This is a genomic window from Opitutus terrae PB90-1 (assembly GCF_000019965.1).
Classification (GTDB): Bacteria; Verrucomicrobiota; Verrucomicrobiia; order Opitutales; family Opitutaceae; genus Opitutus; species Opitutus terrae.
The window spans coordinates 4,895,000-4,918,539 of sequence record NC_010571.1 but is presented as its reverse complement, the minus strand read 5'-3'; the positions used below and the strand labels follow the sequence as shown (position 1 = coordinate 4,918,539).

At 64.7% G+C, this 23,540-nt stretch carries 20 protein-coding genes and 1 tRNA gene; 11 read left to right on the top strand and 10 right to left on the bottom strand.

The features are described from left to right. Nucleotides 1-81 precede the first annotated feature (81 nt). Both rpmB and OTER_RS19120 read right to left on the bottom strand, forming a co-directional pair. Nucleotides 82-312: a 50S ribosomal protein L28 gene (gene rpmB, locus OTER_RS19125; RefSeq protein WP_012376589.1), complete on the bottom strand. Its 231-nt coding sequence runs from the start codon at nt 310-312 to the stop codon at nt 82-84. A gap of 213 nt (nt 313-525) precedes the next feature. Continuing rightward, nucleotides 526-1,500 carry an SAM-dependent methyltransferase gene (locus OTER_RS19120; RefSeq protein ID WP_237702392.1) on the bottom strand — a complete coding sequence of 325 codons (975 nt, stop codon included), beginning with the start codon at nt 1,498-1,500 and terminating at the stop codon, nt 526-528. 265 nt (nt 1,501-1,765) lie between these two features. Here OTER_RS19120 and OTER_RS19115 point away from each other — a divergent pair, with 265 nt between their 5' ends. The 3 genes from OTER_RS19115 to OTER_RS19105 all read left to right on the top strand — a co-directional run bounded on the left by OTER_RS19115 (nt 1,766) and on the right by OTER_RS19105 (nt 7,309). After that, on the top strand, nt 1,766-3,070 hold the full coding sequence (locus OTER_RS19115; RefSeq protein WP_012376587.1) for a S41 family peptidase: 1,305 nt from the start codon (nt 1,766-1,768) through the stop codon (nt 3,068-3,070). Nucleotides 3,071-3,438: 368 nt separating this feature from the next. Then, the gene (gene tsaD, locus OTER_RS19110) at nt 3,439-4,488 is read left to right on the top strand and encodes a tRNA (adenosine(37)-N6)-threonylcarbamoyltransferase complex transferase subunit TsaD (RefSeq protein ID WP_012376586.1); all 1,050 of its coding nucleotides are present in this window, start codon (nt 3,439-3,441) and stop codon (nt 4,486-4,488) included. Nucleotides 4,489-4,678: 190 nt separating this feature from the next. Next, nucleotides 4,679-7,309: a DEAD/DEAH box helicase gene (locus OTER_RS19105; RefSeq protein ID WP_012376585.1), complete on the top strand. Its 2,631-nt coding sequence runs from the start codon at nt 4,679-4,681 to the stop codon at nt 7,307-7,309. 146 nt (nt 7,310-7,455) lie between these two features. Here the strand turns inward: OTER_RS19105 and OTER_RS19100 are convergent, their stop codons facing one another. Beyond that, nucleotides 7,456-8,193 (bottom strand): hypothetical protein, encoded by a 738-nt coding sequence (locus OTER_RS19100; protein WP_012376584.1) that lies wholly within the window; start codon nt 8,191-8,193, stop codon nt 7,456-7,458. Nucleotides 8,194-8,199: 6 nt separating this feature from the next. After that, nucleotides 8,200-8,733 (bottom strand): RNA polymerase sigma factor, encoded by a 534-nt coding sequence (locus tag OTER_RS19095; RefSeq protein WP_012376583.1) that lies wholly within the window; start codon nt 8,731-8,733, stop codon nt 8,200-8,202. A gap of 233 nt (nt 8,734-8,966) precedes the next feature. Here OTER_RS19095 and OTER_RS19090 point away from each other — a divergent pair, with 233 nt between their 5' ends. The 3 genes from OTER_RS19090 to OTER_RS19080 all read left to right on the top strand — a co-directional run bounded on the left by OTER_RS19090 (nt 8,967) and on the right by OTER_RS19080 (nt 10,745). After that, nucleotides 8,967-9,797, top strand: a complete 831-nt coding sequence (locus OTER_RS19090; protein ID WP_012376582.1) for a spondin domain-containing protein — start codon at nt 8,967-8,969, stop codon at nt 9,795-9,797. A 234-nt stretch (nt 9,798-10,031) separates the two neighbouring features. Further along, complete coding sequence (locus tag OTER_RS19085; protein ID WP_012376581.1) at nt 10,032-10,241, top strand: putative signal transducing protein; 210 nt, start codon at nt 10,032-10,034, stop codon at nt 10,239-10,241. Between the two features lie 414 nt (nt 10,242-10,655). Then, nucleotides 10,656-10,745 (top strand) — tRNA-Ser (locus OTER_RS19080). Between the two features lie 199 nt (nt 10,746-10,944). Here OTER_RS19080 and OTER_RS19075 read toward each other — a convergent pair. The 5 genes from OTER_RS19075 to yidD all read right to left on the bottom strand — a co-directional run bounded on the left by OTER_RS19075 (nt 10,945) and on the right by yidD (nt 13,018). Then, on the bottom strand, nt 10,945-11,376 hold the full coding sequence (locus OTER_RS19075) for a hypothetical protein (RefSeq protein ID WP_044891892.1): 432 nt from the start codon (nt 11,374-11,376) through the stop codon (nt 10,945-10,947). An 88-nt stretch (nt 11,377-11,464) separates the two neighbouring features. Next, the gene (locus OTER_RS19070) at nt 11,465-12,037 is read right to left on the bottom strand and encodes a hypothetical protein (RefSeq protein WP_012376579.1); all 573 of its coding nucleotides are present in this window, start codon (nt 12,035-12,037) and stop codon (nt 11,465-11,467) included. 88 nt (nt 12,038-12,125) lie between these two features. Further along, nucleotides 12,126-12,491, bottom strand: coding sequence for a hypothetical protein (locus OTER_RS19065; RefSeq protein ID WP_012376578.1), 366 nt, complete (start codon nt 12,489-12,491; stop codon nt 12,126-12,128). 79 nt (nt 12,492-12,570) lie between these two features. Next, on the bottom strand, nt 12,571-12,807 hold the full coding sequence (locus tag OTER_RS19060) for a DUF4177 domain-containing protein (protein WP_012376577.1): 237 nt from the start codon (nt 12,805-12,807) through the stop codon (nt 12,571-12,573). Between the two features lie 7 nt (nt 12,808-12,814). Beyond that, a complete protein-coding gene (yidD, locus tag OTER_RS26955; RefSeq protein WP_083767790.1) occupies nt 12,815-13,018 on the bottom strand; it encodes a membrane protein insertion efficiency factor YidD in 204 nt (67 codons plus the stop codon). Between the two features lie 227 nt (nt 13,019-13,245). Between yidD and OTER_RS26725 the strand changes: the two genes are divergently transcribed. The 5 genes from OTER_RS26725 to OTER_RS19035 all read left to right on the top strand — a co-directional run bounded on the left by OTER_RS26725 (nt 13,246) and on the right by OTER_RS19035 (nt 19,566). Then, entirely contained in the window at nt 13,246-13,635 is a 390-nt protein-coding gene (locus OTER_RS26725) for a hypothetical protein (RefSeq protein WP_012376576.1), read from the top strand. A 36-nt stretch (nt 13,636-13,671) separates the two neighbouring features. Continuing rightward, on the top strand, nt 13,672-14,508 hold the full coding sequence (locus OTER_RS19050) for an alpha/beta hydrolase (RefSeq protein ID WP_012376575.1): 837 nt from the start codon (nt 13,672-13,674) through the stop codon (nt 14,506-14,508). A gap of 598 nt (nt 14,509-15,106) precedes the next feature. Beyond that, entirely contained in the window at nt 15,107-16,603 is a 1,497-nt protein-coding gene (locus OTER_RS19045) for an MBL fold metallo-hydrolase (protein WP_012376573.1), read from the top strand. Between the two features lie 198 nt (nt 16,604-16,801). Beyond that, nucleotides 16,802-18,043, top strand: coding sequence for a hypothetical protein (locus OTER_RS19040; protein WP_148218183.1), 1,242 nt, complete (start codon nt 16,802-16,804; stop codon nt 18,041-18,043). After that, nucleotides 18,043-19,566 (top strand): hypothetical protein, encoded by a 1,524-nt coding sequence (locus OTER_RS19035; protein WP_012376571.1) that lies wholly within the window; start codon nt 18,043-18,045, stop codon nt 19,564-19,566. Before OTER_RS19040 ends, OTER_RS19035 begins: the two co-directional genes overlap by 1 nt. 512 nt (nt 19,567-20,078) lie before the next feature. On the opposite strand, the gene OTER_RS19030 is transcribed toward OTER_RS19035, so the two are convergent. Then, on the bottom strand, nt 20,079-23,519 hold the full coding sequence (locus OTER_RS19030; RefSeq protein ID WP_012376570.1) for a TonB-dependent receptor plug domain-containing protein: 3,441 nt from the start codon (nt 23,517-23,519) through the stop codon (nt 20,079-20,081). Between the last annotated feature and the right edge of the window lie 21 nt (nt 23,520-23,540).

Genomic DNA, 23,540 nt, shown 5'->3' with positions numbered 1-23,540 from the left:
CGAGAAGCCAATTCCCGTCACGCGGGCAAAAAAAGGCCCGCGAGTGGACTCGCGGGCCGAAAGAGAGGGGGAGGAGAACGATCAGGCCTTTTCGACCAGACCGGCCTTCAGGGCCTTGACGGACACCAACATGCGCTTGGTGCCGCCGTTCGGCAGCTTCACGCGGATGCGCTGGAGGTTCGGCCGAAACTTGCGCTTCGTGATGGTGGTCACGTGCGTGCCGATGCCGCCGCTCTTCTTCGACTGACCTTTGCGGTTGATGATCGAGCCCTTGACGGGCCGGCGACCGGTGATTGCACAGATTCTAGCCATGATGGTGTCGGTTTAGTTAAAGGGTCGGGAGTAAAGGCCGGCGCAGAGGCGAAGCAAGTGATTTCTCAGAGGTGGCGGACGGGGAACGCTGTGACCGACGGACGAGGCGGTCCTGACCTGCCGTGTCATTGTAGCCGGGCTCGGTGAGCCCGGCTGCCGAGGTCGGCGACCTCGGCTACAACCGGGCAGGCGCCCCGGAGCGATATTCTCTCCTCATCGCCGCGCGTGCAGCACCTGAAACTTCTGCCCGAGGTGGCTGGGATGCAGCAGCTGCAGCAGCGACAGCTTCTTGCGGCTGTAGTGGGCGGCTTCGCTGGTGGAAATCGCGGCGATCGCGGATTGCGCGTGCCGGATCAGGAACGCCTCCTGGGAATCGAGCGCGGGCGCCGCGAAGCCGTGCTTCGTCAGCGCCGCCGCGATCCAGTCCCAGCACACGTGACACGTGAGGTCCTGCTCCCCGGGACGGGCGAGCAGATCGTTGCTTTGCTGGTGGGCGTGGTAAGCGCGGGCGGTGCCGGCCGGGCATGCCTCGGTGAGCTCACGCCACGATTTGCCGTAATCGAAAGCGACGAACAATCCCGTCCACGGCTGCGCGGCGATTTGGCCCGCGAGCGCGGCGGCGGCGATCGGCGCGTCGATCACGTAGCCTTCGGGTGCGAGCGTGGGGAGTTCGTCCGGCGGGGCGGTTTCCAATTCCGTTTCGACGAGTCGGCCGCCGCGAAAGGCGACGCCGAGTTCGCGCCACGCCCCGTCACGGAAGGCGAACCGCCGAAACGGTTGCGCGTCGAACAGCTCGTTCGAGAACACGACGCACGCTCCGCTCAGCTCGATCGGTTCACCCAACGGGAGCGTGCGCACGCCGGCGAACGGATGTGGCACGCCCGCGAGGATGCCGCCCGGGGTTTCGTTGCCGATTTCGACGAACGTGGCCTGCGCGGCCGCCGCGCCGAGCAACTCCGCGCAGGCGCAGGCGACGAGTTCGCCAAAGACCGGTCCGCTGCTGCTGGCCGTGAAAAAGTCCGTGCCCTGGCCGAACCCGATCCGCGGCTGGCCGCGGCGGTAATAGCCGACACCCGGCGCGTAGAGCGCCAGTGCCATGAACCGGGCGAAGTCCATCCGCTCGTCGGCATCCGCCTGCGCGCGGAAGAGGGCGAGAAACTCAGCCGAAGGTTCGGTCGGAGCGGACATGAAACGGAACATGCCGCAAAAAGGCGCAAAACGCACAAGAGAAATAGGCCGGCGGTGAGCGCGCCCATGTCGTTCTCTTTCTCTCCCCTCATGATCGTTCTCGTTCTCGTAATCGTTCTCGTGCTCCCGGGATTCAGACAATGAAAACGAGAACGAGAACGGGAAGGAGAACGAGAACGACGACGATGGGCGGTAATTGCGGCGTTCGACGGCGGGGCTGACGAACCCATTTACAAAGCCACGTTGGCTGCCCACAGTCGCGGCCATGTTTAGACGGATCCTCGTGCTCGCGGTGGGCGTCGCGTTGGGCTTTGCGCTCACGGTGACGGCGGCCCGGCTTTCACTTGCGTGGAGCTGGTGGCCTAATCGCGAGCTCAACCGCTCCACCGACTATGTGCGCGACGTCCTCCGGATGGTGAATGAAAACTATGTCGACGCGGGCCGCGCGGGCTACCGTCAGCTGGCGAAACAGGCGGTGCACGGCATGGTCGAGTCGCTCGACCCACATTCGGAATTCTTGGAGCCGGGCGATTTCGACGAGCTGGAGGAACAGCTGACCGGCGACTTCAGCGGCATCGGCATCCAGGTCGAACTGCGCAAAGGTCACGTACTCGTCATCGCGCCGATCGCGAACTCACCGAGCGAGCGCGCGGGCGTCCAGCGCGGCGACGAGATTCTGAGTGTTGACGGCAAGGGGCTGGACAAGGAGTCGCCGATGGAGGGCGTGATCGAGAACCTGCGGGGCAAACCCGGCACGCAGGTGACGATCGAGCTGTTGCGCGCGAGCACGGGCCAGCGGTTCCGACACACGCTCACGCGTGAGCTGATCCAACTCGAGAGCGTGCGCGCGCCGCAGGTGCTCGCCGATCACACGGGCTACATCCTGATCACCGATTTTTCCGAGCGCACCGGCGAGGAGTTTGGCCGGGCGTTGGACACGCTGCTGCAGGAGGGCGTTGACAGCCTGGTGATCGACTTGCGCAACAATCCCGGTGGACTGCTCGATGCCGCGGTTGCCGTGGCCGAGCCGTTTTTCCGGCGAGGCGAGTTGATCGTCTACACGCGCGGCCGCAAGGCGATCGACTCGGAGAGCTTTCACGCGGAAGTCGACGGCGAACCGCTGGACCTGCCGGTCGTTGTGCTCATCAACGCCGGCACCGCCAGCGCAGCCGAGGTGGTGACTGGGGCCTTGAAGGACACGGGCCGTGCAGTCGTGCTCGGCGAGCGGTCGTTCGGCAAGGGCTCCGTGCAATCGATCTTCAAGCTCAACGACGGCGAGGGCCTGCGGCTGACCACCGCGCGCTACTTCACGCCGAACGGCATCAGCATTCACGAGAAAGGCATCGCGCCGCACGTGGAGCTGGTGCTGTCGCCGGAGGAGGACAGCAAGCTGCGCGTGCAGCGCACGCGGCCGGACGTGACGGATCCGGCCGAGTTCAAAGCTCGGTTCGGCTTCACGCCGATCGAAGACCGGCAACTCGCGGCGGCGCTCGGCGTGCTCCGTGGCATCAAGCTGCTGGATCAGCGGCGCACAGTGGCCGCGGCGGGCGAGCCGGTGGCGCACCGATGATGCGCTCTCTCAGTTTTGGAGGCTTTCTGAAACCGCATTCCGGCAGCAGACTCTCCGTAGGGCCGGTGTTCGCCCGCGGTGAGCCCGTCGAACCCGCCGCCGGCCGCGAAGGCGAGGAACGTTCGACTGTCGGTGATCCCGGCCGCCGGCCAGCGGCGGCCCTACAGCGAGTCGACGATGGCGAAAGTCGATTGCCGGAGGGCGGATCGGACGTAGGGCCGGTGCTTGCCGCCGGCCGGGGACGCGTCAGGCGCTCGGTGGTGGTTCGCGGCTGCCGGCCAGCGGCAGCCCTACAACCGATATCGTGCGATTTTCGGATGGTCTCCGGACTCTCAGCTCTGGACTCTCAGCTCTAGACTCCGCACCCAATGATCCTCGCGCTCGAAAGTTCCTGCGACGAAACCGCGGTGGCGGTATTCGACCCGGCGCGCGGCCTCGTCGGCGAGTGGGTGCACAGTCAGATCGCGCTGCACGAGCGCCACGGTGGCGTCGTGCCGGACCTAGCCACCCGCGAGCACCTGCGGCATTTCGCGCCGCTGCTCGAACGGGCGCAGGCGGCAGTGCCGTTTGACGCGATCACGCAAGTCGCGGTGACCAACGGGCCCGGGCTCGCGGCCTGCCTCGCGATCGGCGTGGCCGCGGCGAAAGCGCTGGCGCTCCAATGGCGCGTGCCGCTCGTCGGAGTCAACCACCTGCGCGGGCACGTCTGGTCGCCGTTCATTCGACTCCACGCTGACGCGCCGGCGGAGTTCGGCGATCGGCTCGCCGCGCTGCTGCCGCATCTCGGGCTGATCGTGTCGGGTGGCAACACGCTGCTGTTCGCGGTTGATCGCGCGCGCCAGGTCACCGTGCTCTCCACGACGCGCGACGACGCGGCGGGCGAGGCGCTCGACAAAGGCGCGAAGCTGCTCGGACTCAGCTATCCGGGCGGACCGCTGATCGAGAAACTCGCGGCGACAGGTCGCGCCGACGCGTATGATTTCCCGCGCGGAATCGGCCGGCGCGACGAACTGGATTTCAGTTTTTCCGGGCTGAAGACGAGCTTGCGCTACCTCATCGAGAAGCTCTCGCCCGAGGAGGTCGTGGCCCGTCGATCCGACCTGTGTGCGAGCTACCAGCAGGCGGTGGTCGACGCGCTCGTCCGCAAAACGCGCGCCGCGCTGCGGCAGGGTGAGGGCGACTACCGCAGCCTTGGGCTTTCCGGCGGCGTCGCGAACAACCGCACGCTGCGCGCGGCGTTGGAGCGCGAGGCGCAGCGGTCGCAGATCCCATTTTTCGCGGCGCAGCCGCAGCACACGGGCGACAACGCCGGCATGATCGCGTTCGCGGCGTGGGCTGATTCCGCCGGCACGGATGCCGCGGGCATGAAGCTGACGGTGGAGCCGAGCGCGACAATCGGTGAAACGGTGAAGCGGTGAGGCGGTAGGGCGCGTTATGCCTAACGCGCCGCTGAGATGGTCCAAGGTTCGCCGAACCCGGCGCGTTACGGATCACGCGCCCACCTGCGGACTGCCCGTCCATCGCGAAACCGTTTCACGGCTTCACCGCTTCACCGTCGCACCGGTCGAAGCTCGCCATCGCGGCGCGAAGCACGCAAGACCTTGCGCGATGTCGACCACGCCTGCCGCACCCTTGGCGCCGCTGCCCGGACCGTTCAACCCGGACGCAGTGCTCGATCATTTTCTGGGCGCGATGTCGCAGCGTGGGCTGACGCTGTTTCCGGAGCAGGAGGAGGCGATTCTCGAGCTGCTCGCCGGGCATAACGTGATCCTCAACACGCCCACCGGTTCGGGTAAATCTCTCGTCGCCTCGGCGCTGCACTTCAAGTCGCTCTGCGCGGGCGAACGTTCGGTCTACACCTGTCCGATCAAGGCGCTGGTGAACGAAAAGTTTCTCGCGCTCTGCCGCGACTACGGTCCGGAAAACGTCGGCATGATGACCGGTGACGCGAGCGTGAACCCGCAGGCCCCCGTGCTCTGCTGCACGGCGGAGATCCTGGCCAACATCGCGCTGCATCGCGGCGACCGCAGCGACATCCGCGCGGTGGTGATGGACGAGTTTCACTACTACAGAGATCCGGAGCGCGGCTACGCGTGGCAGGTGCCGCTGCTCACGATGCCGCAAACGCGCTTCCTGCTCATGTCGGCCACGCTCGGCGCGACGGAGTTCTTCGAAAAGGAACTCACCCGGATCACCGGCGCACCGACGGTCACGGTGCGCGGCGATCGCCGGCCGGTGCCGCTGACGTTCGAGTATTCGGAGACGCCGCTGACCGAGAAGATCGCCGAGCTGATCCAGATGCGGCGGGCGCCGATCTACCTGGTGTATTTCACGCAGCGGTCGGCATCGGACGCGGCGCAGGCGTTGATGAGCCTGAACGTCTGCACCAAGGAGGAAAAGGCGGCGCTGCAGGAGGCGTTGCTCGGCGCGAAGTTTAACAGCCCCTACGGCAAGGAAATGAAGCGCTGGCTGCGGCACGGCATCGGCGTGCATCACGCTGGTCTGCTGCCGAAGTATCGCGTGTTGGTGGAGCAGCTCGCGCAGAAAGGACTGCTCAAGTTGATCTGCGGCACGGACACGCTGGGCGTCGGCATCAACGTGCCGATCCGCACGGTGTTGTTCACGCAGCTGTGGAAATACGACGGCATCAAGGCGGCAGTTCTGAGCGTGCGCGATTTCCGGCAGGTGGCGGGCCGGGCCGGGCGGAAAGGTTTCGACGACACCGGCTACGTCGTCGTGCAGGCACCAGAGCACGTGATCGAGAACAAGCGCGCGGAGGAGAAAGCCGCGGCCGATCCGAAGAAGAAAAAGGTCGTGAAGCAGCGCGCACCCGAAGGCGCGGTGAGCTGGGATTTTCGCACCTACGAGCGGCTGCTGGCGGCGCCGCCGGAGGGGCTGGTGTCCCGGTTCGAGATTTCGCACGGCATGCTGCTGCTCATGCTGAGCCGCGAGACCGATGGCTGCCGGGCGATGCGGCAGATGATCGCGGACTGTCATGAAACGCCGCACAAGAAGAAGGCGCTGCGCCATCGCGCGTGGCAGCTTTTCCGCGCGCTGCTCGAACGGAAGATCGTGGAGTTTCTGCCGAAGGCCACGGCCGCATATTCCGATGTAGGGCCGGCGCTCGCCGCCGGCCGCGAAGGCGGGGTGCGTTCGCCTGTCGATGATCCCGGTCGCCGGCAAGCGGCGGCCCTACCGCCGAGCAAACTCCGCGTGAACGTGGACCTGCAGGAGGATTTCTCACTGCATCAGGCGCTCTCGCTCTACTTGATCGACACGCTGCCGCTGCTCGACCGCGAGTCGCCGGACTATCCGTTCGACGTGCTCACGCTGTGCGAGGCGATCGTCGAGGATCCCGAGCAGATCCTGCGGCGGCAGGTGGACAAGCTGAAGACGGAGAAGCTCGCCGAACTGAAGGCCGCCGACGTGCCGTATGAGGAACGGATGGAGAAACTCGACGAGGTCGAGCATCCGAAACCGCGACGGGAATTTCTCTACGACACCTTCAACGCCTGGGCGGCGGCGCATCCGTGGGTGGGCGAGGAGAACATCCGGCCTAAATCGATCGCGCGCGAGATGTATGAGCGCTACCTGTCGTTCGCCGACTACATCCGCGATTACGGTCTCGAACGCTCGGAAGGGCTGCTGTTGCGCCATCTTTCCCAAACCTGGAAAGTGCTGAGCCAGACGGTGCCTGACACCGCGAAGACGGAGCCGGTCATCGAAATGGAAACCTATTTTCGCGAGCTGATCCGCGGGATCGACTCAAGCCTGCTCGAGGAATGGGAACGGCTGCGCGATCCGAATTTTGTCGCCGCGGAGACGGCGGACAAACCCGAGCGGCCGGCGACATTCGATATCACGCGCGATCGCGCTGGATTCCGGCGGCTGGTGCGCACGGCGCTGCTCGGTTTCCTGCAGGACGTGGCCGGTGGCGATTGGGAAAACGCCGCCGAACGCGTCGGCGGAGGCGAGGGTGAGCCGCGCCGGATCGAGGATGCGTTCATGCGCTACTTCGACGCCCGCGGTCGGTTCCAGTTGGATCCCGAAGGTCGCTCGACCAAGCACACGCACTGGGATGCGACGCCGGACACCGGCGAGTGGGAGATCGCGCAGGTGTTGGTGGATCCGGCGGAGCAGAACGACTGGGAGGCGCGATTCACCGTGTCGCTCGATCAATCCCGCGCTGAGAGTCGAGTCGCGCTGCGATTCGTGGATGTGAACGAAATCGGGCGGTGAGAGTTGTGCGCGCGAAAAGGCGGGTGGGGCGAGGCGTCCCGCCGAGCCGTTCTGGGGACGCGACGCCCTCGTCGCGTCAGCGGCGGCGACGAGGGCGTCGCCGCTCCATTTCGCAATCGCGCGCCGAATCGGCGCCCTCGATCCGCCTACAGCAGCTGCCGGACTTCGTCCATGCTCGCGTCGCTGACGAGGACGTAGTCGTTGTGCGCGTCGGACCAGCTGGTGAAGACGTGGCCGCGGCGTTCGCGCAGCGGACGGGGAACCGCGGAGGGCGGAGCGGCGAAATCGGCGCGGTGGGCGACGAAGACGTGGTATTCATGTCCACCGCGTTCGAAGCAGATCAGCGAAACATCCTGTCCCTCGAATTTGAGTGTGCGGCAGCCGAGCGCACGCAGCCGCGCGAACTCCGCCGGCAGTTTCTCCGGCAGCGGCGTTTCGCGGGCGGCGAGCCAGGCTTTGAGGTGGGCCACGTCCGGGCTGCGCTCCTGCAGCATGAACCCGTGACTCACGAAATTGACCGCAAACTGATCGAGGGTCTCGCCGCGGATTGGCGTGAGCCGCCACCACGCGGCGAGGCTTAGCAGCAGCGCCAGCGAGGCGGCGAGCCCCCACCACAGGCGTTTATACCGCCGCTGGGTCTGCGTCTGCCGCTGCACGTCGGCATGGACTCCGGCGAGGATCATCTCGCGCAACCCGGCCGGCGGCTGAATTTCCCGCAGCTTCGCCGCGATGGCCGTGGCGTGCGCCTGCTCCCGAGCGAACCAGGCCGCGAGCGCAGGGTCGTTCTTCGCCTGCGCGAGCGCTTCCGCCAGCGCCGGATCAGACGCATCGAGTCCGCCGGCGCGATACGCCTGCAGCAGGAATTTCGCTTCGTTATTGGTCATGGAGAATCATTGGGCTTGGCGAAACGGCACCACCTTGGCGGCCGTGGATAGATCGCTCCGGAGCGCGGCGCGGAGCTGGGCTTTACCGCGCGAGAGCCGTGACATCACCGTGCCGATCGGCACGTCGAGCACGTCGGCAATTTCGCGATAGGAGAGATCCTGGAGATAAAAGAGCGTGAGCGGAGCGCGGAAGGTCTCGTCGACGTTCTGGAGCGCCAGCATCACCGCGGGCGCGTCGAGCTGCGCGACCTGGTTGACGTCTTCCGTCGCGATTTCCCGCTCCGGTTCCGGCAGCGAGTCCAACGACGTGGCGCGGGCATCATGCCGGCGCGTGCGGAGAAATTCGCGATAGAGCGTGGTGAACAGCCAGCTCTTCGCCTTGGTGGCGTCGCGCAGGCTGGCGCCCTTGGTGGCCCAGACAAAGAACGTCTGCTGCACCAGATCGCCGGCGTCCTGGGCGTTCCGGGCGAGGCTCAGCGCGAACCGGTACAGCGCCGTGTAGTGCGCATCAACGAGCTGCGTGAAGACCTCTTCGGGCATGGTGGTAAGTAAGAGCGGCGGAACCGCGGATCTATTCCCGAGGCGGGCTGCGGGATTTGCCGACCAGACAACAAGTGATGTTCCCGCTGATTTGCGAGCGTCACGGCCGGAATACGTCGCAAGGGCCGGACTCCCATCCTCGTGACGCCCTCTGCGTCATGGACCGGCTTCAACGTTCCCCCACACGGGCAGGATGCCCGTGCCACGACAGCACACAACCACACGCATACCACATGAAATCGGTCACACGTTCCCTCGCACTGGCGCTTGTCGCCGGCGCTCTCGCTCTGCCGCTGCACGCGCAGCTGAGCTACAAAGTCACCGTTCAAAACCTCGGCTCCGCCACGCCGACCGGGCTCTACCATTCGCCCGTCTGGCTCGGATTCCACAACGGCAGCTTCGATCTGTTCAATTCCGGCAGCGCGGCGAGCGCCGGACTGGAGGCGCTGGCCGAACTCGGTGACTCCAGCGGCATCGCCGCGGCTTTCGCCGCCGCGCAGCCGAGCGGGCTGAGCATGACGCTCAATGATCCGGCCGGGCCCGGACCCGGGATTTTCGCACCGGGCCGCAGTCGCTCCGCGACCGTGACGTTGAACGCGACGAACAACCGTTACCTGAGCTTCGGCGCGATGATCGTGCCGTCGAACGATTCATTCGTTGCGAACGGCAATCCGCTCGCGCTGGAGTTGTTCGATGCCAGCGGCCATTCCCTCGGCGCGCAAAGCTGGACCTTCACGGGCGCGAACGTGTGGGATGCCGGCACCGAGCAAAACGATCCGATGAACGGCGCGGCGTTCGTGGCCGGAGTCGATGCGATGCTGGGGACGAGCGAAGGTGGCGTGGTTCACCTGCAGCCGCTCGACGGACTGGACAACGTGATCGGGCTCGAGACGCCGGCGGGCACGACGATCGGTCGGGCGTTGACGGATGCTCCGCTGTTCCGGATCAGCATCACGCCCGTGCCGGAACCGAGCACGTACGGCGCGATCGCCGCGGCGGCGCTGCTCGGGCTCGTGTGGTGGCGTCGCACGCGTCGCAACGTGCCGGTTGCGGTGCGGGCGTAGCGCAACTGCGCATTTCGCCCTCGCGGCGTTGTCGAAAGAAAGGTGGAGCGCGTTGTCCTCAACGCGCTCTTTCTGCGGAAGCCATGGAGCCGTCGCGCCTCAGTCAGCACGTGCCGTCTCACTCGTAGGGACGCCGCTTGCCGGCGTCCGCCATCGTGCGTGTGGACCTGCGCGCCACCGGGCTTGCTCCCGGAACTACCGGCGCTACGATCGGACCAACCATCGAGTTCCGGAATGAAGAACCTTGCGACGTTCGAAACCCCCATTGAGGCCCAGGTGCTGATCGACGAGCTGCACGATCGCGGCATCGAGGCGATTGTGCACGACGAGCAGCGCGTGGAGTTGAACATGTTTTCGGCGCACACGTTTGGTCGCGTGCGCGTCGAGGTCGCTGACGTGGATTACGAAAAAGCGCGCGATGTGATGGTGCATGAGATTAGTTGAGAGCCCGACGCGGAGCGGCGGGCCCCGACGAAGTCGGCCCGCAGGGGGAGCGAAGCGAAGGTTGAGTGTTGAGAGCCCGACGCGGAGCGGCGGGCCCCGGCGAAGTTGGCCCGCAGGGGGAGCGAAGCGAAGGTTGAGTGTTGAGAGCCCGGCGCGGAGCGGCGGGCAGGGCGAGCGAAGCAAAGGTCGAGGGTTGAGAGCGTGAGTGGACCCTCGCGAGGCAACCGAACCGACCGGCTGAATTGCTGAAGCGTTGGCCCACGGAACACACCGAACACACGGACAGGACGCGGTCAGAACCTGTTACTTGCTCCTTGTCCCTTGTTACTTGCGGCCGGGCGCGACGCGCCCGGTCGCCGTCACTCCGGGCTGGACACGTGCGGGGATTCGCGGACCGTGGAAGGCGATTCCGCCGGAGAGGTGGCAGAGTGGTCTATTGCGGCGGTCTTGAAAACCGCTGTGGGCGCAAGCTCACCGGGGGTTCGAATCCCTCCCTCTCCGCCATTTTTCGAAGAAATGATGATTGCCGGCAGGTTTGAGAAATGGCCGAAACTGCCCGGATCAGCGCTAACGAGCCCGAAAATCAATCGGTTGCGTGCCTAATAGGCGAAGCGGCGGATTTGAGAAGCGCCGAGCCCAAAATGCTGACAACGACAAAGGTTTGGGAAAGGCATCGGGCCTGCCGACCTGTTCGGCTCGTTTTTCATCCGAGTTCCGCCAAAACTCGCGAGAATTCCAGGTGCTTAACACTGGAAGTCCAGCCGCACTGCGCCGTGCACTCGATGTAAACACCCAAGGAAGGCGTGTCGGCCGGCATGTGGCACTTCGGACAAAAGGCGGCCCATCGGTTGCCGGTGCGAGGCCCTTTTCGGAACTCGATCGAACGATGAATCCTGACCTCCTCTGCTTGTGCTTCCGCCAACTTCTTCTTGAGCTCCGCATTCTCCTGCACGAGCTGAACATCACGCTCGACCATGTCCGCGTAATTGGACTGAAACGAGAACGCGAGCGACTGAATCTTGTGGATGATTTCCATATCGCGGCGATCCTTCGCACGCGATTCGAGGTCCTTGGTCAAATCAACGATATCTTTTAGAGCGCCCATAAAATTCTGCCGAACGTTGAGGTCAGCCACGCGGCCCGGAATAGGCGCGCGGGCACGAATGGAAATCAGCTATGCCAGAACGGACGACTGGCCGCGTTGGGTGTGCCGGCTGGATTCTTCATGGTATGTGCGGAGGAACTTCTGTTACGAACTCCTGATCCAGGCCTCGCACATTGATTCGAAACTGACCCAAGCGATTCGGAACACTATCGATGTGCTTCCGCATTAGCCGACTGGTATGATACTCCATCTTGTCTTCGAGGATTTTCGCCAACCTGATTATATCGGGCAACAGCGGTGGTCTCGCGCGAAACTCGGTAGAGAAGATGTGCACTCGCTCAGGCGTGACCCAGAAACGCACCTGATTCAGCTCACCCAAGCCGTCGATCTGATCTGCGTCGGCATCTGTGTGCGCGAAAACAGTATCTCTGTGCCGCAGGAGCGAACGGTGAAGCTCCATCAAATCCGCAGGAACTACATTTTCAGGTATGCGCCCAACATCACGCGACTTTTTGAATGGGCGACCGTAGAGGACGTAGATCGAGACGATCAGCGGGTAATACAGAGGGTTCGAAGTCTCCATCTTGCTGTCGACCACATGCTGACACGTCGCCTGAACCTTCCGAAACACCTCGCTTGCATAGGAGGCCTTCCAGAGCAGTTGCGCGTCTTCGAGTTCTTCAGGTGTCATCTTCTTTGCCGAACGTTAACGATGAACCACCGGATACGTGACGCTCCACGCCGTCGGCTGTGCCGGATGGTTCGGCAGGCTCATCGCCCTACTTTTTCTTAGCGATTTCGTCCAGCCGTGCGGCGATTGATGAGAGGTGGCCGCTCACGAAACCAATCTTCGTATTCAACGTGTCCCGGAGGTACGTAATTATCTCCGACATCTGCGCGTGCCGCTTCTTCATCTCTTCTTCGCCTTGCGCCGATAAGCCTTTCTCGAATTCCAACTGCTGCTCAAGTAGCTTCGCCTGAAATGCCAGCTGCTCATCGAGCAACTTCTTCTGGAACTGCTGCTGATCTTCTTGAAGGCGCTGCTGAAAACCAAATCCGAGGCGCACCGTTGCCCACGCGCCAACCAATGCGCCGAGCACGCCGGTTCCGGCCCCGGCAAACAGAGAGATTACATCGAGGGACATAAGTTCTGGCCGAGACGATTGAGGTCAGACACGAGCGGGCGCAGCCCGGTCGTTGTCTGTGCCTACTGGTTGAGCCGTTTCAGGACGCACGCCTAAAGATCAACTGGTCAAACCTAACATAGGTGACGCCACTTCCGAAGAGGCCTGCCAAACATCCGGGCTTAACTTCGATGTTCACGTCTCCGAGTTGGACGAGCTCCCATCCGCCGGTCGCGTGCTGGGAGATCACTGACTGAAGCTGCTGAGCAGCGATATCGGCCCCTTGGCCACTCTGAATGCGCCCGATGAACGGGACGACCTTGTATTCGTATTTCATGGCTGGACTACGGAAAATCGACTCCGCCATTCGGCTGACGACAGCGACACACGCGCCGCAAGCCGGCAACCACTCCGCGCACGACGCCTCGCTTCTCGATCGCTTGAATCATGTAGTCGGAGCAACTCGGCGTGAAAAGACACGAGCGCCGTAAGCTCGACGGCGCCGCAGCTTGATAGACTCGAACGCACCTTATCGCGACCGCACGCATTTCTTCTTTCGGCTACCAGTAGTGGTGAGCCAATGGTTGAAACAGTAGGTTTCGTAAACAGTGGCACTCCAGAGTCGACCCGTTTGTTTCAACAATGGGAGGTTTCCCGACCGCTGATGCGGCCGCACTCGGGCATCGAACACGGCCCTACCGGGCGCCGGAACGGTCGGAAATCGCTGACGGTGGGACGGCGGTTGACCCACCGGGGGTGGTAGGCTCGTGGGCGTATGAACCGCCCGACGCTGATCTATCGGTTTCCAGCCGCTACGTTCCCGGTGCGGTTCGACTTTCTGGGAGAGCAGTGGGCGCTGCAGGTCAGGCCGATCACGAACGCCACGTTCTGGGTCGCGCAGTTCGTCGGACGAGAATGCTGGCACCTGTCTCACGCGGGCGACGCAGCGTGGCTGCTTACAGAACCGTCCTTCCACAGAAGGCCGCAGAGGGAGCGGAGTTTTTTTGAGATGAGTACGCTCCTCCGCTACCTCTGCTCGCTCCTGTGCGATCTTCGTCGAAACGAATGCACGGAGGGGACCGACATTCTCAAGGATAGTGGCACAAAACGCGCGGAGAATGAGGTCGTCTTTGCGCCTTCTGCGCGTTTTTGCGGCAATGCGTAACGAGAGGGATGTCCTTGAGCGCGGTGTTTCACGGGCATGAGCCTCAGCTTGTGGCCTCGACTGCGCCGCGCGTCCGTCGCCTTTTTCGCGTTCGGCCTCGGCTTGGTGCCCCTCGTCGCCGGCGAAGCACCTCTGATCATCACTCCCGGAAGCTACGTCGAATTCGACGCGCCGTTCACGCCCCAGTTGCGCGAATTCGCGAGCTCCAAGAAGAAGCTCTGCGCTTCCACTGGCGCGCTTGCCGCCGTCGCCGTACCGGAGAATTTCGATCCGCATCGCCCGTGGCCGGTGCTGCTCGTGAGCGCGACGTCCGATCCCGGCTACAACTCGAGTCGCCGACTGTTGCGCCGGTTCATGACGCCGGCGCTCAAGGCCGGCTGGATCGTCATCGCCGCCGATCCCACCAGCGACCGCGATGAAGAGACGCACACGCTCCGCTACGCGCTGCTCATCGCCGCGATCGGACGACTTCAGTTGGAATGGGCGCACCTTCCGGAATGGCCGCGCGCCTTCGGCGGCTTCTCCGGCGGCGCCAAACGCTCCGCCACGCTTGCTGCGATGGCCACCGACTTGGGTCGTCCGCCGATTGGCGTTTTCCAGGGCGGCTGCAACGAGGCCACGATGTCGGAGGTGCTCCGCTTCTTCAGGACCGACCGCACCCGAGCGCAGTTTCTCAGCATCCCCGTTTTCCTGAGCGGCGGCCGGGACGATCCGATCGCCACCCGCGAACAGGTCGAGGACGTCGCTTGGCGCCTCCGCAGCAGCGGCTTCACGCGGCTGCGACACGAGCGTTTCGCCGGGAGGCACGAGCTCAGCCCCGAACACGTCGAGCAAGCGCTCCGCTGGTTTGCCGAGGTCGCCGCCCCGCGCTGAGCCGCCGGACCCCGGTCCTTGGCCCGGAAATTTCATGAACGAGAGTATTCATGTGCTCGAAATTTCCGTCCGCCTGCGGCGGAGCCCCGACTTGTCGGGGCGGCAATTTAGCCCCGACAAAGTCGGCCCGAAGGGCGGATCTTTCACGAAGTTCGTGAAAGATCCGGGCTAGGGCGAGGCTTGTCCCTGCAGGTGGTGCGAAGCATTACAAGGGACGTATGGGCAAACGGGCGCATTACGGACATTTCGGGCGTAGTCCGGGGTGCGGCGACTCGATCCCGTCCTTTCCTCGGATGGCCGATCACGGAGCCAGCGTTGGAATAGGTCTCAACTCGGAAAATCTCGTTCTCATCGCGAGGACGGCGGGCGCCGCGTACACTGGCGGCACAGTGACGGCGCTTCTCCCTCTCGTCCCCGACCCGTTTGACAACGCCTCGGCATCGCGGCCGGATCGGAAGACGGGGCTTCGTCTTCACCTCCGATCACTCTCGACGCTCTTCCCTATGAAAAATTCGCGTTTCCGTTCCGGCATGATCCTGCCGCCTGTCGCCGGGCCGGGCGATTGCACTCGGCGGCACCAAAGCGGGGTCCTGTTCCCATGAAGCGGCCATTGGCGCTCGTCGCAATGATCGTGAATGTGTTCTGCGCCCAAGCCGACGACGCTGGATTGCCGCGCGTGATCGAGGCGGAAACGGGTGAGGTAGCCGGGCCGGCGGAGTGCGTCGCTGACGCCAACGCCGCCGGCGGCAACGCCGTCCGAGTGATGCCGAAGGGGCGGGTGACCTGGTCGGTGACGTCGGCGCTGGCCGGGCGCTACGAATTGAACCTGGGCTATCGCACCCAGCGTAATTCGACCTATGCGGAGTTCGCGGTGAACAACGTGTCTCGTGGCATCGGCCTGGCGGCGACGTTTGGCGATTGGTATGAAAGCCAGGTCATCGTGCCGCTCGTCGCCGGCTCGAATACCCTCGCATTCGAGGCGGTCGAGGCGGAGGTCACGCTCGACCGGCTGCGCTTCACCTCGCAGCCCTACGCCGAACCCCGGCCGCGTTATGAACTGCCGGTGATTTCCCCGCGCGAGGCTCGGGTGGATCTGCGTCGGCCCCGCGATCTGGTTTTCCTGCTCCGGCGCAATGGTCATGCTGCGCCGGCCGTGAGCATCGACGGCCGGAGGCTCGACGCCTCGGCCCGGCCGTATGCGTTCGTTGACGATGCGATGCAGCTGACAATTCCCGCTGGGGCGTTTGCGCTGCTGAAACCCGGTGTGCATCGCATGCAACTGGAATTCCCCGATGGCGCGGAGATTCGGGTGCCGGTGCGGGCGTCGGCAGATTCCTTGGCCGCGCCGCTGCTCATCGCGACGCTTGACGTGGATCACGGCAAGTCGACGGTCATCCGGCTGCCGGACGGCCAGGTTGCCATGATCGATGCCGGCAAGCCCGAATACGGCGTGTCCCGCGTCATTCCATTCCTGGCGGCGCACGGCATTACTCACATCGATCACCTCTTCATCACGCACTATCACGAAGATCACGTCGGCGGACTTGAGGCGCTGCGGAAGGCAGTGACCATCGGTGCGGAGCACGACTACAAAAGCTATCACGCCGGCGAGAGCTTCGAACTCGGCGGCGTGTCCTGGTTCGTCCTCAATGCCTACGAGTCTGGTGACGAGGAGAACTCCCGCTCGCTTTCGCTGCAGCTCACTTATCACGGCTTCGTCTACACCGACGGAGCGGACACCTATGGCCAGAATCAGGTCACGATGATGGAACGATTCCCCGACCACGTCCGCAGCCACGTGGTGTATGCCAACCATCATTTTCACGGTTCGGTGAATGTGAACTACCTCCGGCGCACCGATGCGGTGCTGTTTCTGGTGTCGGCCAATCCGGCGGTGTATGCGCGGGCAGCGTTTGCCGATCATTTCAGGCGCGATGTCGAAACTTACCTGAAGGCGCATGACGGCCGCTGCCGGGAGACGCTGCTTACCCCCGAGGTTGGCAACATCCTGGTGCGGGTACACGACGCCGAGCGGTGGAGCTACGAAACCGCGCCCGCCGGGGCGGTATTCAGCGATTTCAACGTTGTGCCGTAGCCGGGCGTGCGGCGTCGACAGTGTTCCCTGTTCCGAATTAGCTGAAGAGCCGTGCGGAGACCTTCACGTTCAGGCCGGGTCTGTGCAGTCGAATGCAGGGCGGAGTCTCCTGACTCCGCCGCATCCGACCTCCGGCGGGGGCGGGACACCCCGCCCGACAGGTGGCACACGGCTTCGACTGGTTGGATCTGCCCACGCTTGTTGGCGGCGGTCTTGGCGGTGATGTCGGTCGCGAGCGTTGCCGGCAGCGAGTGGCTGCAGCGCGTAGCGCTGACCGAGCAGGCCGGCGAGATCGAGGTGCCGCCCGGCGGCGAGGTGTCGTTTCTTCGATTCGGCGATCACTCCTACGAGCCGGCGCGGATGACGACGCTCAGCGGCCAAGCGATCGAGCTGCGGGGGAAAAAGTCGCAGCTGGTCGCGCCGTTTCAGCAACTCTGGGCCGTCACGTGGCGCCTGCCGGAAGAACTCGCCGGTGCGAAAGTGGGCGTCGAATCGCCGCGAGCGCGCGACGCGTTCTGGGATCAGGTCCTCGGCGTTCGCGTCGAGGCACTCGGCGAACTCCCGAGATACCGTCTCGTGGAGACGGGCGATTTCGGTGCTGCGCTGCCGGAACACGTGCGCGCGATCTCGTTTTCGCCCGCGGAGATTCGCCGCCAACAGCAAAGCCTGGTTGACCCGGTGATTCCGCCCGGCCTGGCGCGCGAAATGTCGTGGGCCGAACTCGAGGCTGCGGCGTTCCCGCTCGATTTCCAAAAAGTGCTTCTGGCGAGCTTCAACGATTCGAGTCCCGGTTTTGCGTATCAGAACGGGCAGTGGTTGACCACGTGGCCAAGCCGCGAGGCGGCCGGCGGCGGCAAGGAGGACCATTGGTTCGCGCCGGCGCTGTTGATCGGCGAGCGGCTCATCCGTCCCGCCCCGCTGTCGGCTCGCACGAGTTTCCTGAAGACGGACGATGGTCGCACGCTGCCGTGCTGGGAGATCGAGTGGCGCTGCGGCGAAATCGTCGTGCGGCAGCAGCTGTTCTCGTGGCGCGCCGGAGCGGATGCAGTCGCGCGGGTGCATGTTCGTTTCGAGCTGCGCGGTGCGTCCGACGACGTGCGACTCGCGTTGGGGATGGGGCGCCGGCCGAACGTGCATCACTGGGACGACCGGACGCGCGAGCGGACGCCGATCCCGTTCTTCGTGCTCGCGCCAGGGTATCGCAGGGCTGACGCGCAGGTGGTGGACGAGTGGGGCCACGAGGTCTTTTCCTCGGCGCAACGGTTCGAGCTGCAGCCGCTCGGGCCGGTGGAGATGCTCGCGACCTTCGAGCCGGATGAAACCGGATGCGTGCACATCAGACTCCACAAACCGACGCGGCGGCGGCGGACGCAGGCTTCGGGGCGGCGGAATTTCGGCGGGCCTTCGACGAGTTCCGCCGAGGTTGGCTGCCCCGGCTGATGGCGGGCGCCCAAGTGCGACTGCCGTCGCTCGCGTGGACGGAACGCGTCGATACCTGGCTGAGCCAGATCGAGGCGATCGCGCGTGTGCGTTACCAGGGTCGCGAGCGGCTGAGCTACGGTGCCTACTTTTACCAGGCCTACTTCGGAATCGAGGAAGCCTGGCCGCCGATGGCGCTGGCGCTCTGGGGTCGGGGCGAGGAGGCGAAACGGCAGGCGGCGATCATGCTCGAGCCGGAGAACCTGGACAAAACCAACGTTCACCACCAATCGCGCAACGGTGCGGCGGCAATCGCGGCGGCGGCGATCGTCCGCTACACGCGCGATGCGAGCTGGCTGGAATCGATGGCCCCGGCGCTGCTCGAGGGCGCGCGCTGGACGGAGCGCGTGCGCGAGGAGAACGCGGCGACGCGCTCGCCGCTCACGCGTGGGTTGCTGCCGCCACACATTTATGGTGGTGACGTGCGCGACCCGGCCACGAGCCTGTATGCGACGGCAGCCTGCTGGCGCGGCATGGTGGAGACGGCGGACGTTTTCCGACGTTTCGGTTCGCCGGAAACGGCGGCGGACGCGGGCGAGCTCGATGCGGCGGCGGCGCGGCTGCGAAAGCGAATCGGGGACGTGATCGCCGAGGTGGCTGATCGCGGCACGGAGCCGCCGTTCGTGCCGCTGGCGCTGGAGCTGCCGTCGCTCGGCGGACGAAACGAAGGACCGTATGACCAGCTCACCGGCTCGCGCCTCGGCAACTATTGGAATCTGTTCGCGCCGTCGTTTCTCGAGCTGCGGTTCAGCAGCCCGGATCGCGCGGGCGTGCCGAATCGTTGGTTGTTCGGCTACGCCGAGACGCATGGCGGGCTGTGGGCCGGTCTGCCGCGGTTCTACACGGGCTTGGATGCGGCGTATGCGATCGGCTACATCAGCGAATTGCTGGACCGTTCGGCGCAGGATGTGCAGGCGAGGCCGCAGGCGCTCGCGGCGCTGCAGTCGTATTTCCTGCATGCGGCGAGCCGAAATAGTCATGCGATCCCGGAGGTTGCCGGGCTTTTCCCGGGCCGGCTGGACCGCGGCGCGTATGAGCAGCTCGTGCGCGAGGCGCCGTGGAGCTTCGGCATGTATGACGCCTATCGTTATCTCGACGGCCAGATTTCTTTCACCGAGCCACTGGGCTCGGGCGCAGGTGCGGCGCTGACGATGGTTCGTCAGGCGCTGCTCGCGGAAACGCGGGACGAGTTCGGATTGCCCGACGGCGGGCTCGTACTGCTGCCGACGGTGCCGGGCGAGTGGTTCGCGGAAGGGCAGGAGATCGTGCTGGAGAATTTTCCGACCGCCTATGGCACGCTTTCGGTCAAGGTGCGTTCGCGGATCGCGAGCGCGCGAGAGATCACGATGGAGTATCGTTTCGAACCGTTCCCTGGGGAGCGCGTCCGGCGGGAGTTTCGTGTGCGCTTTGTGCCGCCGGGTGGGCGGCCCGTCGAGGTGCGGTTCGACCCGGCCGAGAGCGGAACGGTGCGGGCGAAGTTCTAGCGGTCATTTAAAAAAGGGCGATCTGTTGTGTGGACCTGATGCAGTCGGGCGAACCGTCCCTGCTGCGCCGCGGCCCTCGACAGCCCCGCGGTCCCTCCTTTCGGAACGGCTCACTTCGAGCCTGTCGAAACGGTCCGCCTCAAGCTCATCGGAACGGCTCGCCTTGAGCTTGTCGAAACGGCTCGGCGAGGACGCTCCGCCCCACCGGAACCGAGTTTTCGGACAGCCTCGGGTGCGAGTATTTCGCAGACGATTGGGCGACGCTGTAGGAGCGGCTTTACCCCGCGAGGAAATGTCGCGGACGCCGGATCGCGGCGCAAAGCCGCTTCGAGCATGGGATGTACAATGCACGTCGCGCGGTGGTGAAATATCCGGGCAGGAGCATTTCAACAATCTGTAGCCGTGACTTGCGGGTGGTAGGCTCGCTCGGCGAGCCCCCGCGACGGCGCTGCCACGCAAAAAAAAAGGAGCCGCAGCCTTTGGGGCCGCGGCTCCCAGTCCTAACTAACACCCTAAAAGGTGAAGGTGTTCGTGAGCGTCCAGCGGTTGGGTTGCGGGATGCGGGCGGAGGCGGTCATGCCGGAGGGCTGCGCCGAGATCGCGATCAGTTCATTGCTCGTGAAGAGATCGCGGACATTGAGCTGGATCGACCAGCCGACTTTGCCGTTCAGAATGCGGCGACCGTAACGGAGCCACGCATCGAAGTTCAGCTCCTCGCCGCCGTAGTAGGGATGCGAGACGTCGTAGACCCACTTGCCGGCCTCGTTCTGCTTGACGGGGAAACCGATCGCGATGCGATCGCCCCAGCGGGCGGCGCCGCCGATCGCAAAGCCCTTCAGGCGGCCTTCGCGGAAATCGTAGTTCGTGACGAGATTGAAGCGCCACCGGCGCATCTCCTGCACGGGCGAGCCCTCGGCGGCGAGTGCGTTGAGATAGGGCACATACATGTTGTTGATCGCGTCGCGTCCGAGCATCGCGCCCGTGAAGCTGCTGTAGTAGGGGATATCCTCGAAGCCGTTCATCGAACGCGTATTCTTGGCGAGGACGCCGTCGCCGTCGGTCCAGAGCGGGAGGTTGGCCGCGATGAACTCCTGGAAATCGGCGCCGACGTTCGATTTCTGCGCCTCCTGTTTCGCGGCATTGGCGGTGATCCGCCAGTTCCGCAGGGGATTGAACGTGAGCTCGAACTCCATTCCGCGGGACACGGTGTCAGCGATGTTGCCGACGTTTGGCGGGCGGGTGGCGGTCCAGTTGCCGCCGGCGGTCGGCTGCCTGAAGTCCCAGGCGCTGGCGAGCAGGGGATCGACAGGGCGCAGCCATTCCTCGCGGGTGCGCTGCTTGAACCATTCGTTGCGAAACGCGATCTCGGCGGCGGTGAGCGTGGGGTTGGGATTGTTCGCCTGCGCGGGGTTGTCGAGGCTCGCGCGGATGGGGAGGTAGCGCGAATCGCCCGGCTGGAAGCCGAACCACTTGTTGATGATGTGCTCGTTGACGACGTTGCTGCGGAGGCCGTTCATGGCGCGGACGACGTCGTTGCCGGGCCAGTACGTGTTGTAGAACGTGGCGGCGTCGTTGGCTTGGCGGGTTTCGTAGCGGTTGACGCGCAGCACGAATTTGTTGTCGGCGAACGAGAAGGTCACGCCGTAGTCCTTGGTCGAGCCGGACGGCGGCGAGAAGGGGCGGCCATAGACGTCGGCGATCGTGGCGGACGGGCGGAAGTTCTCCGATTCGTTGTAGGAGAGGCTCACGCGCATGCCGGCAGGGAGCCGGCGGTTGATGAACTCCGGCGAATGCGCGACGACGCTCCAGCTGACGGTGTCGTCTTTCGCGTAGATGGTGGGCGCGTCGGGCAGGACCCAGGCGGGATCGAACGGATTGGTCTGGCCGGTTTGGGCGACGGTCTTGGCGCCGCCGGCGTCGCGGAGCGCAAATTCGTCTTCGCGCCAGCCGACGGTGCCGACGAGCAGATCCTTCAGCAGATAGGCCTGCCAGACGGCGGAGTAGCTCTTGGTGCGGTTACTCTGCTTGGAGGCGTTCGAATAGAGCTTGTCGATGTCGTGCTCGGAGTTGAGCACGGTCACCGTGGGATGAGCCCACTGGTTGGTGCGGGCATCGAAGACGAGGGCGGTCGCAGTCGGCTGCGGCGTGTGCACGGCGGTGAGCGGCTGGATATGAGCGCCGGCGGGGGAGGACAGATCGGCGATGGAGGACCCGAGGTAGTGGATGGCTGCGTATTGCGGATACGTGACCACGCTGCTGTTGTTCGCGTAGGCGTTGAGGTCGCGCTCGTAGCCATAGCCGCTGTAGGTGCGGTTGAGGGTGTAGACGTCGAGATCGCTGTAAACGCCGGTGAACACGTGGCGGCCGAGGTAGCGGAGGAAGTTTTCCTTCTGCCGGAAGTCGGCGACCGCGAACGCGGTGGCGCGGTAGGATTCGCGGGCGGTGTGGCCGAGATTGTTGCCGACCGAGTCGGAGGCGACGTAAGGCCGGCCGAAGTTGGGATTGGGCGAGCCGTCGATCAGCTTCGTCTGCATGTCGACGAGCAGCGTAGCGGCGTCGTAGCTGATCGTATTGAAGTTGCGGCGGTCGTAGTTCTGCTCGTCGTAGACGAGCTCGAGGCCGACGCGGTCGTGAAAGAAGGTCTGGCGGGCAACGGCGTTGAACGCCCGAAAGTCGGCGCCTTCCCATTTGTTCGGGCCGTCGAGGAGGTGGTTGTAGAAGTCGAAAATCGACGGGTCGCTGATTTCTTGGTACTTCCAGAGTCCGCTGAAGGCCTGTCCGGCGGGCGCATACTGGCGGTTCAGGAAAAAGTTCGGATTGTTGCCCATTGCAGTGTAGGCGCCGGTGGCGACCCAGGTGCCGAACGGCACGCCGGCCGTGTTGACGCTGTTGACCATGGAGGCTGGCACGCCGTTGCCGCCCTGCGCGGAGGAAGCCGGGTCCGTGAAGACGGCGGCGACCTGGCCATACCAGCGGCCGGGCTGCGCGAGGTGCGCGGCCAGGAGCGGCTCCGAGGGAACGGTGTAGGCGGTCGGGTCGAGGGCGATCTTGTCGAGCACGCTATACCAAACGGTGAGGCCGTCCTGCGGTGGGTTCACGCGTGGGCGATTCGAGTCCTGGTCGCCCATCTCGTAGCTGACGAGGAACTCGGTGGAGCCGCTCTTCAGCCATTTCGGTTCGAACTTCACGGAGGCGAACAGGCGCCGGTCGCGTTCATACGCGGGGTCCTGCTGGTAATTGCGGAGATCGTTCAGCCCGATGATCCGGAGGGCGAGCGTGCCCGGCACGAGCGGCTGGTTGAGGTCGACGAGCTCGCGGTGCGAATCGAAGCGGCCTACGGAGTTCTGCACCGTGTAGGCGGGCTTCCGCAGATCGGCGGTCTTGAGTTGGTTGTTGATGATGCCGGCGGGACTGCCGAGGCCGAACAGGATGGCATTCGCGCCGCGGGAGATGTCGACGCGTTCGGTGTTGTAGGAATCCATCGCGATGTTCGTGGGGAAGAAGTCGCGCGTCAGGTCGGCGCCCGCCAGCCCGCGCACGCGCGTCGACTGGTGCGGCGATGCAAACATGCCTTCCGGATTGGAGAAGTTGCCGGATGAGACGCCGGAGAAGTTGCCGCCGGCGCCACCGGCCTCGGTGTTGGTGGTATAGATGAGAAAGTCCTTCGCCGTGGTCGACTGGGTGTCGGCGAGAAACTGCGAGGTGACGACCGAGACGGCGGCGCCGACGTCACGCAACTCGGTGCGCAACCGGGTGCCGGCGAGCGTCGAGGATGCCTGATAGCCCGTGTCGCGCTCGGAAGACACGACAAAGGGCGACAGCACCAGAGGCTCGTCGTCGGCCACTTCGGGGGACGTGCCGGGCGCGGATTGGGCGACCAGCGAGCCGCTGGTCGAGAGCAAGGTCGCGGCGACCAAAGCGCGCAGCGACGGTGGAACGGGGTACGTCTTCACGGTGGGGAGCAACGGGAGTTT